A 17,143-nucleotide genomic window follows, 5' to 3' on the forward strand; every position below is an offset into this window, starting at 1 on the left:
GTGGTGCAGTTCCTTATTCTTGGATGTTGGCGGGTTTGACGGTGACCGGGACGACGCGACCGCCGACCAGCCAGAAACACAGGAAAGCGGCGGGGACGATCGCCGCCGAGAGCGCGAAGATCGGCGCATAGCTCGTCTCGGTCAGCGCGGGGACGAGCCAGGTGGTGATGAGCGTGCCCGCAACTGCGGCGGTGCCGCTGATCCCCGCGAGGCTGCCGACGGCGCCGCCGCCGAAATAGTCGCTCGGCAGCGTCTGGATATTGCCGATCGCCATCTGGAAGCCGAAGAGGATGCACGCGATCAGCAGCACGGCATTGAGCGGTTCGCTCGCGCCGATCGTGAAGAGCAGCGAAGGCAGCATGATCGCGCAGCCGATACCGATCGTCGTCATGCGCGCGCGGTGGACGCCGCCGCCGCCGCCGATGATCCGCCCCGCGAGCCAGCCGCCGAACAGGCTGCCCAGCATCGCGCCGACAAAGGGCACCCACGCGAAAAGCCCGATCTGCTTGACGTCGAAGCCGAAGGTTTCGGCCAGATAGATCGGCAGCCACGACACGAAGAGCCACCAGACGGGGTCGAGGAAAAAGCGCGACAGGATGACGCCCCAGCTCTGGCGATAGCGCAGCAACTCGCCGAGCGGCACGCGGCGGCTCTCGTCCCGCCCCGCTTCGGTGCGGCCGGTCAGGATATAGGTGCGTTCTTCCTCGCTAATCCCCGGATGGTTTTCGGGATCGGCCTTGTAGAACCAGAGCCACGGCACCAGCCAGACGAAGCCCAGCAAGCCGATGAGCAGGAAGGTTCCAGGCCAGCCGAACTGGACGAACAGCAGCGCGATCAGCGGCGCCGACACGATGCCACCGAGCGAAGCCCCGGCGTTGAAAATGCCCTGCGCCAGCGCGCGCTCGCGCGACGGGAACCAGAGCGCATTCGCCTTGGTCGCGCCCGGCCAGTTGCCCGCTTCGCTGACGCCTAGCGTCGCGCGCAGCACCATCAGCGGCGGCATCGAGCGCACGAGCGCGTGCGCGGCGATCGACAGTGACCAGATGACGATCGAGATGGTAAAGCCCATCCGCGTCCCGATCGCGTCAAAGATGCGCCCGAACAGCGACTGGCCGAAGGCGTAGAAGATCATGAAGATCGTCACCAGCAGCGCATAATCTTCCTTGGTGGCGCCGATGTCCTTCGACACTTCGGGCCACATCACCGCCAGCGCATTGCGGTCGATATAGTTGATGACCGTCGCCAGCGCGATCAGCGCGATCACGCACCAGCGAAAACGACCCTTGATATTGCTCATTTTTTCGCTCCGGTTGCGGCGATGTCGAGGCGGCCGACCGGGCCGGTCCATGCAAGAATGCGGCCATCAACGGTGACGCTGTGCTGCGCGTTCGGGGTGACATCTTCGGCAACCGCGATCGCGATGCGACGGCCGTCGACGAGCGTGACGAGCACCAGATCGAGGCCCTTTACGCGGCGATGCTCGAGCCCTGTCACGCGCGCGCTGCTTGCCACGACCGTCTCGGCCGACGCGTCATAGGCGCCGTGCGGCTCAAGCAAGTTCACGAAGGTCGCGGTCGCCGCGCCATCGACACGCTGGATCAGCGCGGGTTCGCGGCGCAGGTTGAACTCGGGATCGTTCGCGCCGCTTTCGGCAAGGATGAAGCGCGCGCCCGCGGGCGGTGCCATATGATAGGAATAGAAACGGCTGCCCTGCATCCATGTCAGCCGCGCCTTGCCCGTCCCGGTGCCTTCGCCGTCGACCCACAGATGCTGATAGCCGTTCGCCTTGCCCAGCACCGGTCGTTCGGCGAGATTGCGGGCAAAGGCGATGTCGCTGTCGATGATATGCCCCGAAAAATGCAGCGGCAGGTCATAGACATGCCTGCCGCCGCCAGTTCCGTGGAGGATATCGAGCGAAAGCGGATTTGCGAGACCGTCGACTTCGATCAGCAGCAGCGCGCGGCGCATCGTCACGCCCTTGTACGCGCTGTCGATCTCGCCGATCGCATAGCGGGTGGGGCCGCCCAGCGACGCGGCAAGCTGGCGCGTACCATGCCGTTCGCCGACTTTCCAGTCGCCGCCGAAATGGCTTTGTTCGTCGACGACGAGCGTATTGTGCGCGATCGTCGCGCTCGCCCAGCTGTCGTTTTCGGGCAGGTAGCGCCCGCCGCGCTTCGCCTCGACATTCAGGAAGCGCGCGGCGCCATAGTCCGTCACCACCGCGCCGGTTTCGTCATAATAGACCCAGCCGAGGCGGTCGAAATGGCCATGACCCATCCCCTGCACGGTATTTTTGGCGACGAGCAGCGGGCCCTTGGGATCGGGCTTGCTGCGCAGCAGGACAAGCGCGCCGCCCTTGCCGTCGGGACCGTCGGAGAGCAGCCGCGAGCCGAAGGACCAGGGCTTCGCCTTGCCCGCGGCCAGGTCCGCCGCCAGCGCCTGCCCCGCGGGGGTCAGCACGGTGCGGTCCTGCCAGTCGGCGATCGACAGAAAGGCGGGATCTTTCGTCGCCGCATAGGCAATGGCGACGGCGTGATAGAGTTCCTCGGTGCGCAGGCTCTTGTCGGGCATCGCGTCGTTGACCGGCAGGAAATATCCGTCGTGGGTCAGGTCGATCGCGGTGCGCACGGCCTTCAGGACGATGCCGTCCCGATAGTCGAAAATCCTGCGGTCGGGATCGTTCGCGGCGATCGCCGCGGCAAAAACGACGAAGGGCTGGAGCGCATAACGCTGATAATAGGGGCCTTCGGCATAATAGCCGTCGGGCGAGAAGAGCAAGTCGAGCTGACGCAGGAACCCCGCCTTGCCGCTTTTGTCGAGCCCGAGCAGCGCCTTGTCGACAAGGTCGCGGTCGCCGAGCAGATAGCCCGACAGGCCGACCCCGGCCGCCGCCCACGTCGCATGATTGTGGATGCGGTTGATGACCTCAGGCGACTCGTCGGACAGGAAGCGTGCCATCGGGCGGATCACATCGTCGTCGATCCGCTGGCGGTCGGCGGCGGACAGCGACCCGCGGATCGCCGCATAGCCCTGCGCCGCATTGACGAGGAACACGCTGTCGTTGAGGCTTTGCCAGAACAGCCGCCCCGCGGTCTGGTTCGCCTTTGCGGGGTGCGGACCGAGCGCCGGATAAAGATCGGCATAGGCAAGCAGAAGATCGCGGACATGATCGCGGTAGCGCGCCTCGCCGGTCAGGCGGAACAGCTGGCCGCCCTCGAAAATGACGCGATAATTGCGCTTATGCTGTTCGTGGGTGAAGCCGCCGCCGGGATCCCTGGGCACGGGCACGTTGATGCCTGCGCGGATCGAGGTATCGACGGTGCGGCGCGCGTGCTCGACCTCCGAAGCGAACAGTGGGGCAAAGGCCTGCGCCGAGGCCGCGGACGGCGTCGCCGCCATCGCGGGACCGGCTGGCATCGCGGCGGCAGTGAGGAGCAGCGCGGCCGCCCGGGACGGAAATGCGATCACGGCTGGGCCTCCACAAGATTATCCTCGATCACGCCGCGCGGCGGCCCTTTCCAGACGAGTTCCTCGATCCGCGGCGCCGGGGTCGCGGCAAAGGCGTTCGACGCAATTCGCGTTTCGGGCGCTCCGACCGAATGAATGACCAGGATGCCGTCAGATCCGGCAAAGCTGTTCTGCGCGATTTGGCTATGCTGGGCGCCCGAGATACGCAGCGACACGTCGCCCGCGCCGCTGTCCACAACGCTCGAACGGGTCATCGCGAACCAGGGACCGAACGTGCTTTCGTCACTGCCCTTGCGCAGCAAATCGGCGACCATGGCAACGCGCGCGAAGCGGCTGCCGGTAATCGTCAGCCGTTCCATCGGATACCAGCCCTTCGGTTCCTGTTCGCCGGTGCCCAGGACCACCACCCCCATGTCGGCAAAGTCGCTGTTCGAAAGGGTGACGTCGTCGGCGAAGGTGCCCGGCGCCATGACGATGCCGTCGAGGCGCCCCTTGCCCGGACCGCGCACCGATACGCCATCGAAAGCGATGCGGTAATTGGGGGCGACGCCGCCCTCGACCGCGATCAGCGCGCGCTCGCCCGCAGTCGCCCGCGCGTCGATCGCCAGATTTTCGAGCCGCAGCCCACCGCCACCCGCAATCCGCGCCAAGCTGGATGCGACGCGCAGCACGGGCTTTGCATCGTTGGCGCCGGCGATGGTCAGCCTGCGCCGGACCGTCAGCGGTGCGGCGATATCATAGACCCCCGTTCCGAGCGCCAGCGTGTCGCCCGCCCTGCTTTCGGCTACCGCTTCGGCCAGCGAGGCCCCCACGGCGAGTGCCCGCGTTGCGCCGGTGCCAAACGCCGCTTCGGGCGCATCGCCGCGATACCAATGCGCACCGACCTCAGCGCGCGTCACGGGTTTCAAATTGCGCGGCGCACCGACCGCGGCGAGCGCCGGATCGGTGGGATAGAGGAGGCCGTTGGCGGCGCGTTCAAGCGTCACCGCGCGCTGTTCGACACCTTGGCTCAGCAGCGGCCTTGCAACCATCGCCTGGACATTGCCCGCAAGCGCGATACCGGCAATGTCGCCTTCGGCGCGAAACGGGTCTTGCCCTTTCGCCCCCACGATCAGGTTGCGCTCAAAGCGGCTGTCCACCGGCGCCGCCGATCGTTCGGCATCGGCCCCCGCGGCAAAGGTGATGCGCGCACTGTCGACGATGCTGTTGCCGACGATCCGCGCGTTCGCGACCTGATGATAGCGATTGACGACTGAATTGGGCACGCCGTTCATCACGCTAATCGCGCTTTTGAACGAGGTGCCCGCCAGCCCCTCGAAATAATTGTCGCGCACAATCTGGTCGCGGTTGATCACGCGCACGCCGCCGGTGTCGGGCACGCCCTTGCCGAAAAAGATATTGCGCTCGATCAGGTTGCCGTTGCCGTGGCGCAGCACGAACGCGCCCTGCGCTTCGAGCACCAGATTTTCGCGGAGGATATTGCCGCCCGCCTTGACCGAGACGATCTCGACCTCGCCGCTCGTGCGGTCGAAGATGTTGCGTTCGACGAGCGTCAGGCTGTCGGACAGCGATTCCTCGCTCGTGCCGATGCGGATCGTCTCGCCCCCGTTTGATCCCAGCGGCGGGCGCGGGCCGAAATAATTATGGTCGATGCGGTGCCGATTGGCCTCGCCCTGCCCCTTGGGCCGGATGACCGCAAGCGTGACCCCGGCGTTGGTCTTGCCCTCGAAATGCGAATGATCGACGCGGTTGTCGGTGCCATAAAGCGCGATCCAAATATCCTCGGCGCGGCGGTCGGGTTTGCTGAAACCGTCGATCACCACTTCGGTTACGCGCGAATCGCGCGCAGGGGTCCGCGAATCGCGGCGGAAGGAAATGACTTCGCGCGTGGGGCTGTAGCCGCCCCGAAAGACGAGGCCGGTGACGACCAGATGCCGGCCGCCGAGTCGCAGGTTCGACTGGCCCGTGAGGATCACCTTGCCCTTCGTCTGGGCCGCGAGCGTGATCGGCTTGTCCACCGTCCCGGTGCCGGTGAACACCGCCTGGAAATCGCGCCACTCCCCGTCAGCCAGCAGGATGGCATCGCCCGGCGTCGCCGCCTCGACCGCCGCCTTGAACTGCGCCTGGTCGGTGACGAGCATCTCGCGCCCATGCGCCGCGACGGAGGTCGAAATCAAAAGCGCCACCGCCAGAATCGATCGAAGTTTCAACGCCTCACCCATTCGTTCGTTCGCTAACTGGTCTATACATGAGGTATGACAATACAAGATTTTTCTGCTGCCAAATTGCCTGACTAATGGAGACGTCCGGCGCCGCGCCCCTAGAAGCGCAGCGCGGCACCGAAGGTGATCCGGCGATCGGGCAGACCCTCGAAGCACAGCAGCGCCCCGTCGTTGACGCAATATTGCGAGATTTTCGACTTCGTGAGGTTGACCCCCTCGATCCCGATATTGAGGAAGTCGGTGACGTCATAATTGATACTGGCGTTGAGCTGCCCGCGCGCCGCGGTGACCACCGGAAAACCGAAGGTGCTCGCCAGCGTCGCACCGCCGACCGTGTCCAGCGTGCGGAACGCACTGCGCCATGTATAGCGTGCGCGCGCCGACAGCCCGTATTTTTCATAATAGAGCGTGACGTTATAGGCGTGCTTCGAAAAATCGAGCAGGCCCTGCTTCGCGGTGACGGGCACGAAATCGGCATCGTCGTAGATGCCGTTGATCGCATTGAAGATGTCGGTGCCGCGCACCGCCGAGGTGTTGACCGCTTCGCCGCCGCCGAACTTCTGATAGGTATAGTTGGCGAGGATGCCGAAGCCCGAGGCGAAGCCCAGCGCATCCTCGAATTGCGACAGATCATATTGCAGCGCGACCTCGACCCCGGTCTGCGTCGTGCTGCCCGTATCGTTGATCGTCGTCAGGATCGGCACGCACATGCCCGACCCGCCGATCGGCGACAGCTGGTTGCGGAAGGCAATCGGGTTATAGATGCCGCCGCCTTCGCACGGCGGCGTAATGTCGCGGAAGCCGTTGGCGTCGAGCGGCGCATCCTCGAGCTGCGTCACGAACAGGTCGGTGCGCTTTTTGTGAAAAACGCCGACGCTCAGCACCGATGCCGGCGCAAAATACCAGTCGATCGACGCATCATAGGATGTGACCGTTTCGGGCCGAAGGTTCGGATTTCCAATGGAAACCGCGGCATTTTCGCTCGTCACGAACGACACTGACGTCGACAAAAGGTTGAAATCGGGCCGATTGATGTCCCTGCCCCAGCTGGCGCGGAGCATGATGTCGTCGCTGACATCGGCGACCAGGTTCAATCGCGGCAGCAGCTTGCTGTAACCGCCGCGGCTGACGACCTGCGTCACGACATTGCCGGTCACCGAATTGCCGATCGAATCGAGCCGCGTGTCGAGCCAGCGCAGCCCGAAATTGCCGCGTACCGGCCCAACCTCGAAATTGGCCTGGCCGTACACCGCGTGCGTCGTCTCGTTGATGGTGAAGAAGCCCGCCGAATTGGCCGAGGCGTCATTAAGCACGCGCCCGCCGGGCGCAGCCAGCAGCGCCTGGCGCAGAATATCGATCGTGCCTTCGCGGTCGCTGAATGCGCGGTTGGGATCGATCAGCAGGAAATCCCCGAAGAACAGATCCCGGCCATCGGCGTCGCCGAAATTGTCGGGCCCCGGAACGAGCAGGTCGGCGAACGCGGTCCCGCGCGGACTGTCGTTCAAGCTGCTGAGCGTGAGGGTCGAACCCACGTCGTTGAAACTGCTCGTCGACTTGTTGAACCGGTAACCGACGTCGAACGAGGTGAAAAAGGGCGTCAGGTCCGCGACGTCGAGCGACGTGTCGAGGCGGAAGGCGTCCTCCTTGTTCCGCCGACTGTCGTTGCCGATCACCACCTGTTGCAGCACGACATTGGCGGGATCGAGCAATTGCGCGACGGTCGGCGCCAGCGGCGAGTCGAAATTGATCCCGAACCGCAGCGACCCACCCGACAGGTCATAGGCAAAGGGGACCGCATTGTCGTTGCCGGTAAAGACGGGCGCATTGGGGTTGAGGAAATTGAGCGTCGTGCTGAGATCGGGGTTCGACGTGTTCGAAATCGATCGCGACGCTTCGGCCCGCCCCGTCAGGCGGCCGGCACTGAACTCAGTCCCCAGCCGATAGATTTCGCTCTTGGTCAGCCGCGCGCCGACATCGCTTGAAAAGCGAAGGTTAGGATCGTCGCGATCGACCGCGAGATCGGGTTCCAGCACCCCGGTCTCCGCGACCGCGATGCTGCCGAGCCGCACGCCGTCGAGCGATCCGAAATCGACCGTCTGGAACGAAGTCGGCACGCTGTAATTGAGCAGCGCGTTAACCCCCGACGCTTGGACGCGCGAGCTGTCCTGGCGTCGCTCCTGGTCGTTATAGACGGTGTCGAAATAGAATTTCAGATTGTCGCTCGGCGCCCATTCGAGCGTACCGGCGAAATTCTTGGTTTCATATTCGAAGTTTTCGAGTTCCTGATTGAGGAACTGGATACCGACGAAGTCAAAGGATTGTGCGGCCGGCCGCCGCATCGGCTGATTCTCGAGCACACCGCCACGCACCACCGCCGCATCGACATTTTCCACTAGCCCGCCGTCGCGATCGACGCGCGGGCGAAAGGATGTCGCTTCCTGCTGCGCATAGCTGCCGCTGAGCACCAGCCCGATCTCGCCGACGCCGGTCGACCAATTATCGCCGAAGGTCGCTGAAATACGCGGCGTCACGCTATCGGACAGCTCGCTATATTCACCCTGCACGCGCCCCGCGATAAGCATCTCGCGAAGATCGAGCGGGCGAATGGTGCGCAGGTTTATCGTGCCACCGACCGAGCCCTCGATCGTCTTGGCCTCCGGCGCCTTGATGACCTCGACCGACGCGATGATCGATGCGCTGACATCCTCGAAGCTGATGCCGCCGCGCCCCGACCCGGATCCCACGGTCGAGACGCCGTTGATTTCGACGCGATTATCGTTCGTGCCGCGAATCTGGACCCCGGTGCCGACCCCCGCTTCACGCGTGATCTGCACTCCCGTCACATTTTCGAGCACCTCGGCGAGATTCTGGTCGGGCAGCTTGCCAATATCTTCGGCCTGAATGACCTCGATCAGGCTGTCAGCATTGCGCTTTTCCGAAAGCGCGCTTTGCAGCGACGATCGAATGCCCGTGACGACGATCGCCTCGTCGTCCGCGGCCTCTGTGGCCGATCCCTGCGCAAGCGCGGCGCCTGGAGCCGTCGCTGCGGTCAGCGCCGTCCCGACGAGGCATATCTTGCGGAAACGAATTCTGCGCGCGGACGAACCGGTCCCGCGATCGGACATGCACATGCGCCTCTCCCTTGCTCTTGCAATCTTTCTTACGGACATAATCGTTAGTCCATTTTTGTCAACCAATATCGGAAATATGACTCGCCATATTGTCATGCCACATTGAATTGCATAAATGATGTTGATGCTGAGGGAGTTGGCTAACCGCGCTTCGCTGACAATCTCTTTCATGACATCGCCGAACACGGGAGCCGCGAGACTCGATGAACGAAGCTGCGTCAGGAAGCCGGAGGTCAGATGTTTCATGCTGCGGTTCTTCGCGGGTCGGCCCTGGGTAAGCCGTTCGCGCCGCGGCCGTCCCCAAGCGCGACCGCGGCCGCCATCGCCTGCCGTATCCGCAGGTTCCAGATCGGTCCGCAGCGGGCAGGTGTAACCCGACCGGAGGCGCACGCAGCGCAAGATAGATTTTTGAAGTGATCGGAGGTGGTGGTCAGCTGCGGCTTTTGAAGTGCTGACCTGCCCCCTGGTTTCTACCAGACGAGATTAGGTGTTGGTCCCGGCATTTGATGGCGCATTATCCATGGAGCAATGGAAGTATGTGCTATGGGACAGATTTTACACGGGAGCGCCTGGACGACGGAGGCAGTCCGTCGAGCGATACAACATAGTCAAGAGAGCCTGAGGCTTCTCGCCAAGTGCTACGGCATCAACCAGAAGACGGTCGCCAAGTGGACGAAGCGTACGGCATTCAAGGATTTGCCGACTGGTCTGAAGGATGTGCATTCGACAATGCTCTCGATCGACGAAGAGGCGATCATCGTCGCCTTCCGTGGTGACACGGCTCGAAGAGGAGACGCGGATCGGCAAGGGCGGGACCCTTGGCGGCGCAGCTGTCGCGGCTCGACCTGATCGTGCTCGACGAGCTCGGTTATTCGCGCGGCTGTTTGTGGTGACGGCGGGGCGGGATGACGACAGTTGCGCCTTGCGCCTCGATCTTCTCGCACAGGCTGTTGGCGTCATAGGCCTTGTCGGCGAGGACTTGCCCGGCCTCCAGTCCGTCGATCAGTTCCTTGGCGGGCGCCATGTCGTTCTGCTGTCCGGGGCCGAGGTTGAAGCGCACCGGCAGGCCCAGCGCATCGACTACGGCATGGATTTTGGTGCCGAACCCGCCTCGCGAGCGGCCCAGGGCCTGGGCTTCCTGGCCCCCCTTTTTAGCGGTGCCCCGGCCGCCTGCGCCTGAGCCCGGATGACGGTGGCATCGATTGCGATCCACTCCATGTCGGGATGGCAAGAAACCGCCTCGAATATCCGGTCAAACACACCTTGTTCGATCCAGCGATAGTAGCGCCGCTTGGCCGTCTGGTAAGGACCGAACCGCTCGGGCAAATCGCGCCAGCGCCCGCCCGAACGCGCCAGCCACAAAATGGCGTCGAAAAACCGCCGTGCGTCACTGCGCGGGCCGCGCCGGTCCTTGCGCCCACCGGGCACAAACTCCCGCAAAATCTCCCATTGGTCGTCCCGAAGCACTTCGCCTTCCACACCAGCCTCCAAAAGCCAGCGTTGAATCAGAACTCAGCACAAATGGGAATCCCATAAATTGTCACTACAGCCTAGGCGGCCGCCGCGGAGATCCAGAACCTGGAGAATAACCGCGAACGCGGCAAAACTTGTACGGAATAGCGCTTCAATGGGACAAAGAGGGCTTTCGTGACAACTGGAATCCTATCCACAGGAAAGTAAGCCATAAGCCGATCAGCCAAGCTCAGGCCCGAACCATTATCGAGGCCGCCTTCGCCAAGGATCAAGAATTGAGACTCAAGCCACTTCGCACCGTTTTTCTGGATGTAGGCGGTCGTCCGGTCGCGTTCAACCGCGCCGATGGCGCCTGACGTGACCCCCTGGTTTCCACCAGCGGGGATTAGAGCCCAGCAGCTTTGTTGCGCATGAGCGCAGTGTAAGCAATGGCCTGTGCAGCGGAGCCCGAAGGGCGTAGCTGCACAGGCCATTGCTTATGCAGTTCGGCGGCGAACGCCGCCGGTGTCTCATATCCAAGGGCCGAGTGTGGCCGCGCCTGGTTGTAATCTTCGGCCCAGGCCGCGATCACTGTGCGGGCATGATCGAGGTCGAGGAACAGCGTCTCGTTCAGAAGCTCATCGCGCATCCGGCCATTGAAGCTCTCGACATAGCCGTTCTGCATCGGCTTGCCCGGCGCGATATAATGCCACTCGACCCCGACCTCACCGCACCATGCGAGCACCGCGTTCGATGTCAGCTCGGTCCCATTGTCGCTGACGATCATCCCCGGTCTGCCGCGCTCCTCGATCAGATCGCTGAGCTCGCGCACGACCCGGCGCCCGGAGATCGACGTGTCGGGCACCGCGCGCAGGCACTCCCGCGTGACATCGTCCACGATGTTGAGCACCCGGAACCGCCGACCTGACGCCATCTGATCATGCACAAAGTCGAGGCTCCACCGCTGGTTCGGCAGCGCGAGCACCGGTGCGGGCGCCCGCGCACCGATCGCCCGGCGCCGGTTGCGTCTTCGTCGGACCATCAGCCCCTCCTCTCGATACAGGCGCTGGGTCTTCTTCCTGTTGATCATCACGCCCTCCCGGCGCAGCAGGATATGCAGGCGCCGATAACCGAACCGGCGACGCTGCTGCGCCAACTCGCGCAGCTTCTCCCGAACCTCGGCATCGTCGCCACGCTGCGACCGGTAGCGCATGCTCTTCCGATCGGCGCCTGTGACACGGCACGCCCGCCGCTCGCTCATCCCATGGCAAGCCTGGAGATGGGCGACCGCTTCCCGCTGAACGGCGGGCGTCACCATTTTTTTGTGAGAAGATCCTTCAGCGCCGCATTGTCCAGCATCGAGTCCGCAAGCAACCGCTTCAGCTTCGCGTTCTCGTCCTCGAGCGAGCGTAGCCGCTTCGCCTCCGACACCTCAAGGCCGCCATACTTGGCCTTCCAGTTGTAGATCGTTGCTTCCGACACCCCGTGTCGCCGCGCCAGCTCGCCGGTCTTCGCGCCCGCCTCCGCTTCCTTCAACACCCCGATGATCTGCTCTTCCGAAAACCTCAAACGCTTCATCTGTCCGTCCTTCCTTCAAGACCGGACTCTAATCACTGTTGGAGGAAAATCAGGGGGTCACGTCACGCCTCCTACATGCGATTTCAAATCGCTCAGAGCCTGTTTCATGTGTGGACGGCCCCTGTTGGGCAAGGGGTAATTTGACGGTCTGATACTACCCTGGTCAGGTTCATTCATGTGTCCGGCCTGTTCGCGTGGCGCGAAAGGCCGCTGACCATGATGGTGTCGGTGGATCGGTCCTCATCAAAATTGCGCGCTTGGTTGGCGCGTTGAGATCCCCGGCTTGATCGGGTTGCATCAGCTTTGTCGTTTCCTGGTGAAAGGAATCATCCAAGGGATTCGACGCAGCTGATATGAAGGGCCTCGCATCGCGCCTGTTTCAAGCGCGGTGCAAAGCCGTCAACAGGCCCTGATCGGGCTGTGGGTGAATTTGTGACATTGACCGTTGTCACTCGACGGAAAACCTTGTTATCCAACTTCGTTCAGTTTATACACGAATGCAGCTAAGTGATTGATAATACTCTATTTATCTGCGACTCTTAATCAGCGGGTCCTAGGTTCGAGCCCTAGTGCGTCCACCATTTTTCTCCATAAAACAGCTGCTTATGCGAGATCGGCGTTGGATTGTCCGTGTGGTCTGCGCAACTATCAAGCGCATTTCTATAGGCCGCCAGCATTCCCGACGCTTGTATACCATGCATCCTCGGGCGAAGCCTCACCCCGCGGGCTTGCTAAAGCTCCGGCCCGCTTGGGGTCACCGTCCAGGTCTGCCCTTTCTTGAGCAGACTCTGCAAATCGGCCTTCTTGCCTTCGGCCGCGGCCTTGTTCTGCCGCACGACGTCAGCCTCGAAGGTCGGGCGCGGATCGTCGTAGAGCACCCCCAGCGCCATCGGGAACTCCCCGAAGCGCATCTCGACGAGCATGTGCGCGACACTGCGGTTGGTAACGTCGTGAACGATCACGCCCGCCGCCTGCCAGTCGCCATCGACGACATCGACGGTCTTCAGATGCAGCGCCTCGGCGTCGAGCGCGATTCCCTTCGTCCCCTTGGCATAGAGCATCGGTTCGCCATGCTTCAGCCATAGCTGGCGATCCTCCGCGCCCTTGGGCGCCGCAAAATCCTCGAACACGTCTTTGTTATAGACGATACAGTTCTGGAAAATCTCGATAAAGGCAGCGCCCTTGTGCGCATGTGCCGCCTTCAGGACGTTCGGCAATTCCTTCGACACGTCGAAGCCGCGCGCGACGAAGCGGGCGCCCGCGCCGAGCGCAAAAGCCGCGGGCTGCGCGGGGCGATCGACCGAGCCATAGGGGGTCGACGGGCTGGTCGTGCCGACGCGGCTGGTCGGCGAATATTGGCCCTTGGTCAGCCCGTAAATCTCGTTGTTGAACAGCATGATCTGGCAATCGAGATTGCGGCGGATCAGGTGCATCGTGTGGTTGCCGCCGATCGACAGCCCGTCGCCGTCGCCGGTGACGATCCAGATGTCGAGCCCCGGATTGGCGAGCTTCAGCCCCGTCGCAAAGGCCGGCGCGCGGCCGTGGATCGTATGGAAGCCATAGGTGTCCATATAATAGGGAAAGCGCGACGAGCAGCCGATGCCGCTGACGAATACCGTGTTCTCGGGCGCGGTTCCGATTTCGGGCATCGTGCGCTGCACCGCTTTGAGGATCGCATAGTCGCCGCAGCCGGGACACCAGCGGACCTCCTGGTCGGTTTCCCAATCCTTGAGCGTGGTCGTCCGCGCGATGGTCGTCATCTCGTTCACTTGAGTGCCTCCTCGATGGCGGCTTCGATCTCGGCAATCGTGAAGGGCTGGCCCGACACCTTGTTCACGGGCCTGGCATCGACCAGATATTGATCGCGCAGCACCGTCTTCAATTGCCCCGTGTTCATTTCGGGCACGATCACCCTGTCATAGCTCTTCAGCAGCTCGCCCAGATTGCCGGGCAGCGGCCAGATATGGCGGATATGGACGTGGCTGACATCCAGTCCCTCGGCACGCTTGCGCCGCACCGCCTGGTGGATCGGGCCGAAGGTCGAGCCCCAGCCGACCACCGCCAGCTTGCCGCCCTCGGCGCCCAGCTCGACGATCTGGTCGGGCACTTTGATGCCGTCGATCTTCGCCTTGCGAATATCGGTCATCGTCTGGTGGTTCGCGGGCGCGTAGTTGATGTGGCCGGTGTCGACTTCCTTCTCGATCCCGCCGATGCGGTGAAGCAGGCCGGGGGTGCCGGGCTTGACCCACGGACGCGCGAGCTTGTCGTCGCGGCCATAGGGTTTGAAGCCACCCTCAGGCACTTCGGTCAGGAACCGGGCCGGAAACGCCTCATAGGCCGCCAGATCGGGCACTTTCCACGGTTCGGCCGCATTGGCGATATAGCCGTCGGTGAGCAGCATCACCGGGGTCATATATTGCACCGCGATGCGGCACGCCTCGATCGCGCATTCAAACGCATCGCCCGGCGAACGGGCGGCGATCACCGGCATCGGCGCATCGCCGTTGCGTCCGTACACCGCTTGATAAAGGTCCGACTGTTCGGTCTTGGTCGGCAGGCCGGTCGACGGCCCGCCGCGCTGCGAATTGACGATCACCAGCGGCAGTTCGGTCATAATCGCGAGACCCATCGCCTCGCCCTTGAGCGCGATGCCGGGCCCCGACGAACTGGTCACGCCGAGCGATCCGCCATAGCTGGCGCCGATCGCCGAACAGATGGCCGCAATCTCGTCCTCGGCCTGAAAGGTCGTGACGTCATATTCCTTGAGCCGCGACAGGTGATGCAGGATCGCCGACGCCGGAGTGATCGGATAGCCGCCGAAAAACATCGGCAGCCTGGCGAGCTGCGCGCCCGCGACGAGCCCGAGCGCGATGCCTTCGGCACCGGTCAGCGTACGATAGAGGCCGGGTTCGGCGGGCGCGGGGTCGACATGATGCTGCTTGAGCGGCCCCGCCAGCTCGGCCGTCTCGCCATAGGCGTGCCCCGCATTGAGCGCCGCGACGTTCGCCGCCGCCAGCTCGGGCGCCTTCGCAAACTTCGCATTGAGCCAGTCGATCAGCGGCTGGCGGTCGCGGTCGAACATCCACAGCGCCAGCCCCAGCGTCCACATATTCTTGCAGCGCAGCGCTTCCTTGTTGCCAAGGCCAAAGGGCTTCACCGCGTCCATCGTCAGCTGGCTGATATTCAGTTTCAGCAGCTGCCATTTGGCGAGGCTGCCGTCGTCGAGGGGATTGGCTTCATATTTCGCTTTGGCGAGGTTGCGGTCGTTGAACTCGCCCTCGTCGGCGATGATGAGGCCGCCGGGCTTCAATTGCGGCACATTGGTCTTGAGCGCCGCGGGATTCATCGCGACCAGCACGTCGGGCGCGTCGCCCGCGGTGTCGATCGCCGACGATCCGAAATTGATCTGGAACGCCGACACGCCGAACAAGGTGCCCTGCGGCGCGCGGATTTCGGCAGGAAAATCCGGGAAAGTGGCAAAGTCATTGCCCGCAAGCGCCGACGACAAAGTGAATTGGCCGCCGGTCAGCTGCATCCCGTCGCCGCTGTCGCCGGCAAAGCGAACCACCACTGCATCCGAAAGCGGGGACTGCCGCGCGCCGTCGGCCTGGTCCTCTACCACTGTCGCCATTTTGTCTTCTGCCTCAAATCTTGCGAACCTGTGACATGGGCCTAGGCCTCTGCGCGCCAAGCCGCAATTGAGAAAAAATTGTGCGCCGCAAAGGGCAAGGCGTCGCTCGGTTTCGATTTGCGATTGAATTTGCCCCGCCAATCCCGAATAGCGTGACGAAAATCGCGACCAGGGAGAAACGCAGATGACCGATGGCCCCACCCATTTCAGGCGCCCCGACGTGGCGGCTTTCCTCGCCTTCCTGAACGCGCAGGAAGGACCGAAGATGGAGGAAATGCCGCCCGAAGGCGCGCGCGAGATGTTTCGGGCAATGGGCCAGCTTGCCGACGCCCCGCGCGGCGAGATCGCGCATGTCGAGGATCGCGCCATCCCCGGACCCGCGGGCGAGATTCGGGTTCGCATCTATGACAATCGCCCGGCCCGCGAGCCCGGCCCCGTCATGGTCTTCTATCACGGCGGCGGCTGGGTGATCGGCGACCTCGACACGCACGATCCTTATTGCGCCGAAGCCGCGCGGCAGCTCGACATGCCCGTGATCGCGGTCGATTACCGCCTCGCCCCGGAACACCCCTTCCCCGCCGCGCCTGAGGATTGCGAAGCGGCGACGCGCTGGGTCGCCGACAACATCCCCTGCACCGGCCTTGTGCTTTCGGGCGAAAGCGCCGGCGGCAATCTGACCATCGCGACCGCGCTCACGCTGCGCGACAAGCCGGCGTCGAAACCCGTCGTCGCGATCCACCCCATCTACCCCGCCGTGACGACGCACGACGACTGGCAAAGCTATCGCGATTTCGGCGAGGGCCATCTGCTCACCCAGGGCAGCATGACCTGGTTCGGCAATCATTATGCTGCGGATCCCGCCGACTATCGCGCCTCGCCGCTCGATTTTCCGGCCGAGGGCCTGCCGCCGACGCTGCTGGTCACCGCGGGGCTCGACCCCTTGCGCGATCAGGGCCGCGCCTATGCCGCCAAGCTCATCGAAGCGGGCGTGCCCACCAGCTTTCGCGAGGCAAAGGGCAATATCCACGGCTATATCAACCTGACGCGAGCCATTCCGAGCGCGAAGGACGATATTCGCGGCGCCCTCACCATATTGAAAGCGATCGTCGCCGAGGCTAGCGGAGCCGCATGATCGATCACGACAAGCTCCCCTATCGCCCCTGCGCGGGCGTGATGCTCGCCAACCGCGATGGCCGCGTTTTCGTCGGCCAGCGGCTCGATACGTCGAGCGAGGCGTGGCAGATGCCGCAGGGCGGGATCGACGCGGGCGAGGACGCCGAAGAGGCGGCGATCCGCGAGCTTGGCGAGGAAACCGGCGTCCATGGCGGGCTCGTCGACATCATCGCGCGCAGCCGCGAGGAGTATTTCTATGACCTGCCCGACCATCTGATCGGCAAGATGTGGGGCGGCAAATATCGCGGCCAGCGCCAGCACTGGTTCCTGATGCGCTTCATGGGCGAGGACAGCGACATCAACATCCACACCAGCCATCAGGAGTTCCGCGCCTGGAAGTGGGTCGAGCTGAACGAGATCGAAAAGCTGATCGTTCCGTTCAAACGCGCGCTTTATCGCGGGTTGGTCGAGGAGTTCGGCCCGCTCGTCTGACCAGAGCCGTCATTGCGGGCGAAGCGACGCAATCTCCAGCCATCCACCTTTCGCCA

The 17,143-nt window shown here is 63.5% G+C and carries 10 protein-coding genes and 3 pseudogenes; 5 read left to right on the forward strand and 8 right to left on the reverse strand.

The window, feature by feature from the left end:
- Positions 1–13: 13 nt before the first annotated feature.
- From SPYCA_RS07060 to SPYCA_RS07075, 4 genes are all read right to left on the reverse strand, one after another.
- Positions 14–1,297, reverse strand: a complete 1,284-nt coding sequence (locus SPYCA_RS07060; protein ID WP_120219558.1) for an MFS transporter — start codon at positions 1,295–1,297, stop codon at positions 14–16.
- The gene (locus SPYCA_RS07065) at positions 1,294–3,468 is read right to left on the reverse strand and encodes a heparinase II/III domain-containing protein (protein ID WP_232003570.1); all 2,175 of its coding nucleotides are present in this window, start codon (positions 3,466–3,468) and stop codon (positions 1,294–1,296) included. The genes SPYCA_RS07060 and SPYCA_RS07065 overlap by 4 nt, the downstream gene beginning before the upstream one ends.
- Entirely contained in the window at positions 3,465–5,654 is a 2,190-nt protein-coding gene (locus SPYCA_RS07070; protein ID WP_172594994.1) for a chondroitinase-B domain-containing protein, read from the reverse strand. Before SPYCA_RS07070 ends, SPYCA_RS07065 begins: the two co-directional genes overlap by 4 nt.
- A gap of 134 nt (positions 5,655–5,788) precedes the next feature.
- Positions 5,789–8,815 carry a TonB-dependent receptor gene (locus SPYCA_RS07075; protein ID WP_120222198.1) on the reverse strand — a complete coding sequence of 1,009 codons (3,027 nt, stop codon included), beginning with the start codon at positions 8,813–8,815 and terminating at the stop codon, positions 5,789–5,791.
- Between the two features lie 549 nt (positions 8,816–9,364).
- Here SPYCA_RS07075 and SPYCA_RS07080 point away from each other — a divergent pair.
- A pseudogene (locus tag SPYCA_RS07080) lies at positions 9,365–9,601 on the forward strand (IS481 family transposase); the annotation flags it as partial.
- Positions 9,594–9,693 (forward strand): annotated as a pseudogene (locus tag SPYCA_RS19750) (ATPase); the annotation flags it as partial. The pseudogenes SPYCA_RS07080 and SPYCA_RS19750, both read left to right, overlap by 8 nt.
- 11 nt (positions 9,694–9,704) lie before the next feature.
- Here the strand turns inward: SPYCA_RS19750 and SPYCA_RS07085 are convergent.
- Positions 9,705–10,300, reverse strand: a pseudogene (locus SPYCA_RS07085) (IS5 family transposase); the annotation flags it as partial.
- Positions 10,301–10,428: 128 nt separating this feature from the next.
- On the opposite strand from SPYCA_RS07085, the gene SPYCA_RS18995 reads away from it, so the two are divergent.
- Positions 10,429–10,650, forward strand: coding sequence for a hypothetical protein (locus tag SPYCA_RS18995; RefSeq protein WP_146625095.1), 222 nt, complete (start codon positions 10,429–10,431; stop codon positions 10,648–10,650).
- Positions 10,651–10,679: 29 nt separating this feature from the next.
- Here the strand turns inward: SPYCA_RS18995 and SPYCA_RS07090 are convergent.
- From SPYCA_RS07090 to SPYCA_RS07100, 3 genes are all read right to left on the reverse strand, one after another.
- Positions 10,680–11,851, reverse strand: a protein-coding gene (locus SPYCA_RS07090) for an IS3-like element ISSpma3 family transposase (protein ID WP_120218809.1) whose coding sequence is annotated in 2 segments (ribosomal slippage) — positions 10,680–11,599 and positions 11,599–11,851 — 1,173 coding nt in all. Because the reading frame shifts where the segments join, the coding sequence is not laid out codon by codon here.
- Between the two features lie 731 nt (positions 11,852–12,582).
- On the reverse strand, positions 12,583–13,620 hold the full coding sequence (locus tag SPYCA_RS07095; protein WP_120219560.1) for a 2-oxoacid:ferredoxin oxidoreductase subunit beta: 1,038 nt from the start codon (positions 13,618–13,620) through the stop codon (positions 12,583–12,585).
- Positions 13,617–15,482: a 2-oxoacid:acceptor oxidoreductase subunit alpha gene (locus tag SPYCA_RS07100; protein ID WP_120219561.1), complete on the reverse strand. Its 1,866-nt coding sequence runs from the start codon at positions 15,480–15,482 to the stop codon at positions 13,617–13,619. The genes SPYCA_RS07095 and SPYCA_RS07100 overlap by 4 nt, the downstream gene beginning before the upstream one ends.
- A gap of 184 nt (positions 15,483–15,666) precedes the next feature.
- Between SPYCA_RS07100 and SPYCA_RS07105 the strand changes: the two genes are divergently transcribed.
- Together SPYCA_RS07105 and SPYCA_RS07110 are read left to right on the forward strand one after the other, a co-directional pair.
- On the forward strand, positions 15,667–16,614 hold the full coding sequence (locus SPYCA_RS07105) for an alpha/beta hydrolase (protein WP_120219562.1): 948 nt from the start codon (positions 15,667–15,669) through the stop codon (positions 16,612–16,614).
- Positions 16,611–17,087 (forward strand): RNA pyrophosphohydrolase, encoded by a 477-nt coding sequence (locus tag SPYCA_RS07110; protein ID WP_120219563.1) that lies wholly within the window; start codon positions 16,611–16,613, stop codon positions 17,085–17,087. Before SPYCA_RS07105 ends, SPYCA_RS07110 begins: the two co-directional genes overlap by 4 nt.
- Positions 17,088–17,143: the final 56 nt, after the last annotated feature.

The sequence above is a fragment of the Sphingopyxis sp. FD7 genome (genome assembly GCF_003609835.1).
In the GTDB taxonomy this organism is placed as follows: domain Bacteria; phylum Pseudomonadota; class Alphaproteobacteria; order Sphingomonadales; family Sphingomonadaceae; genus Sphingopyxis.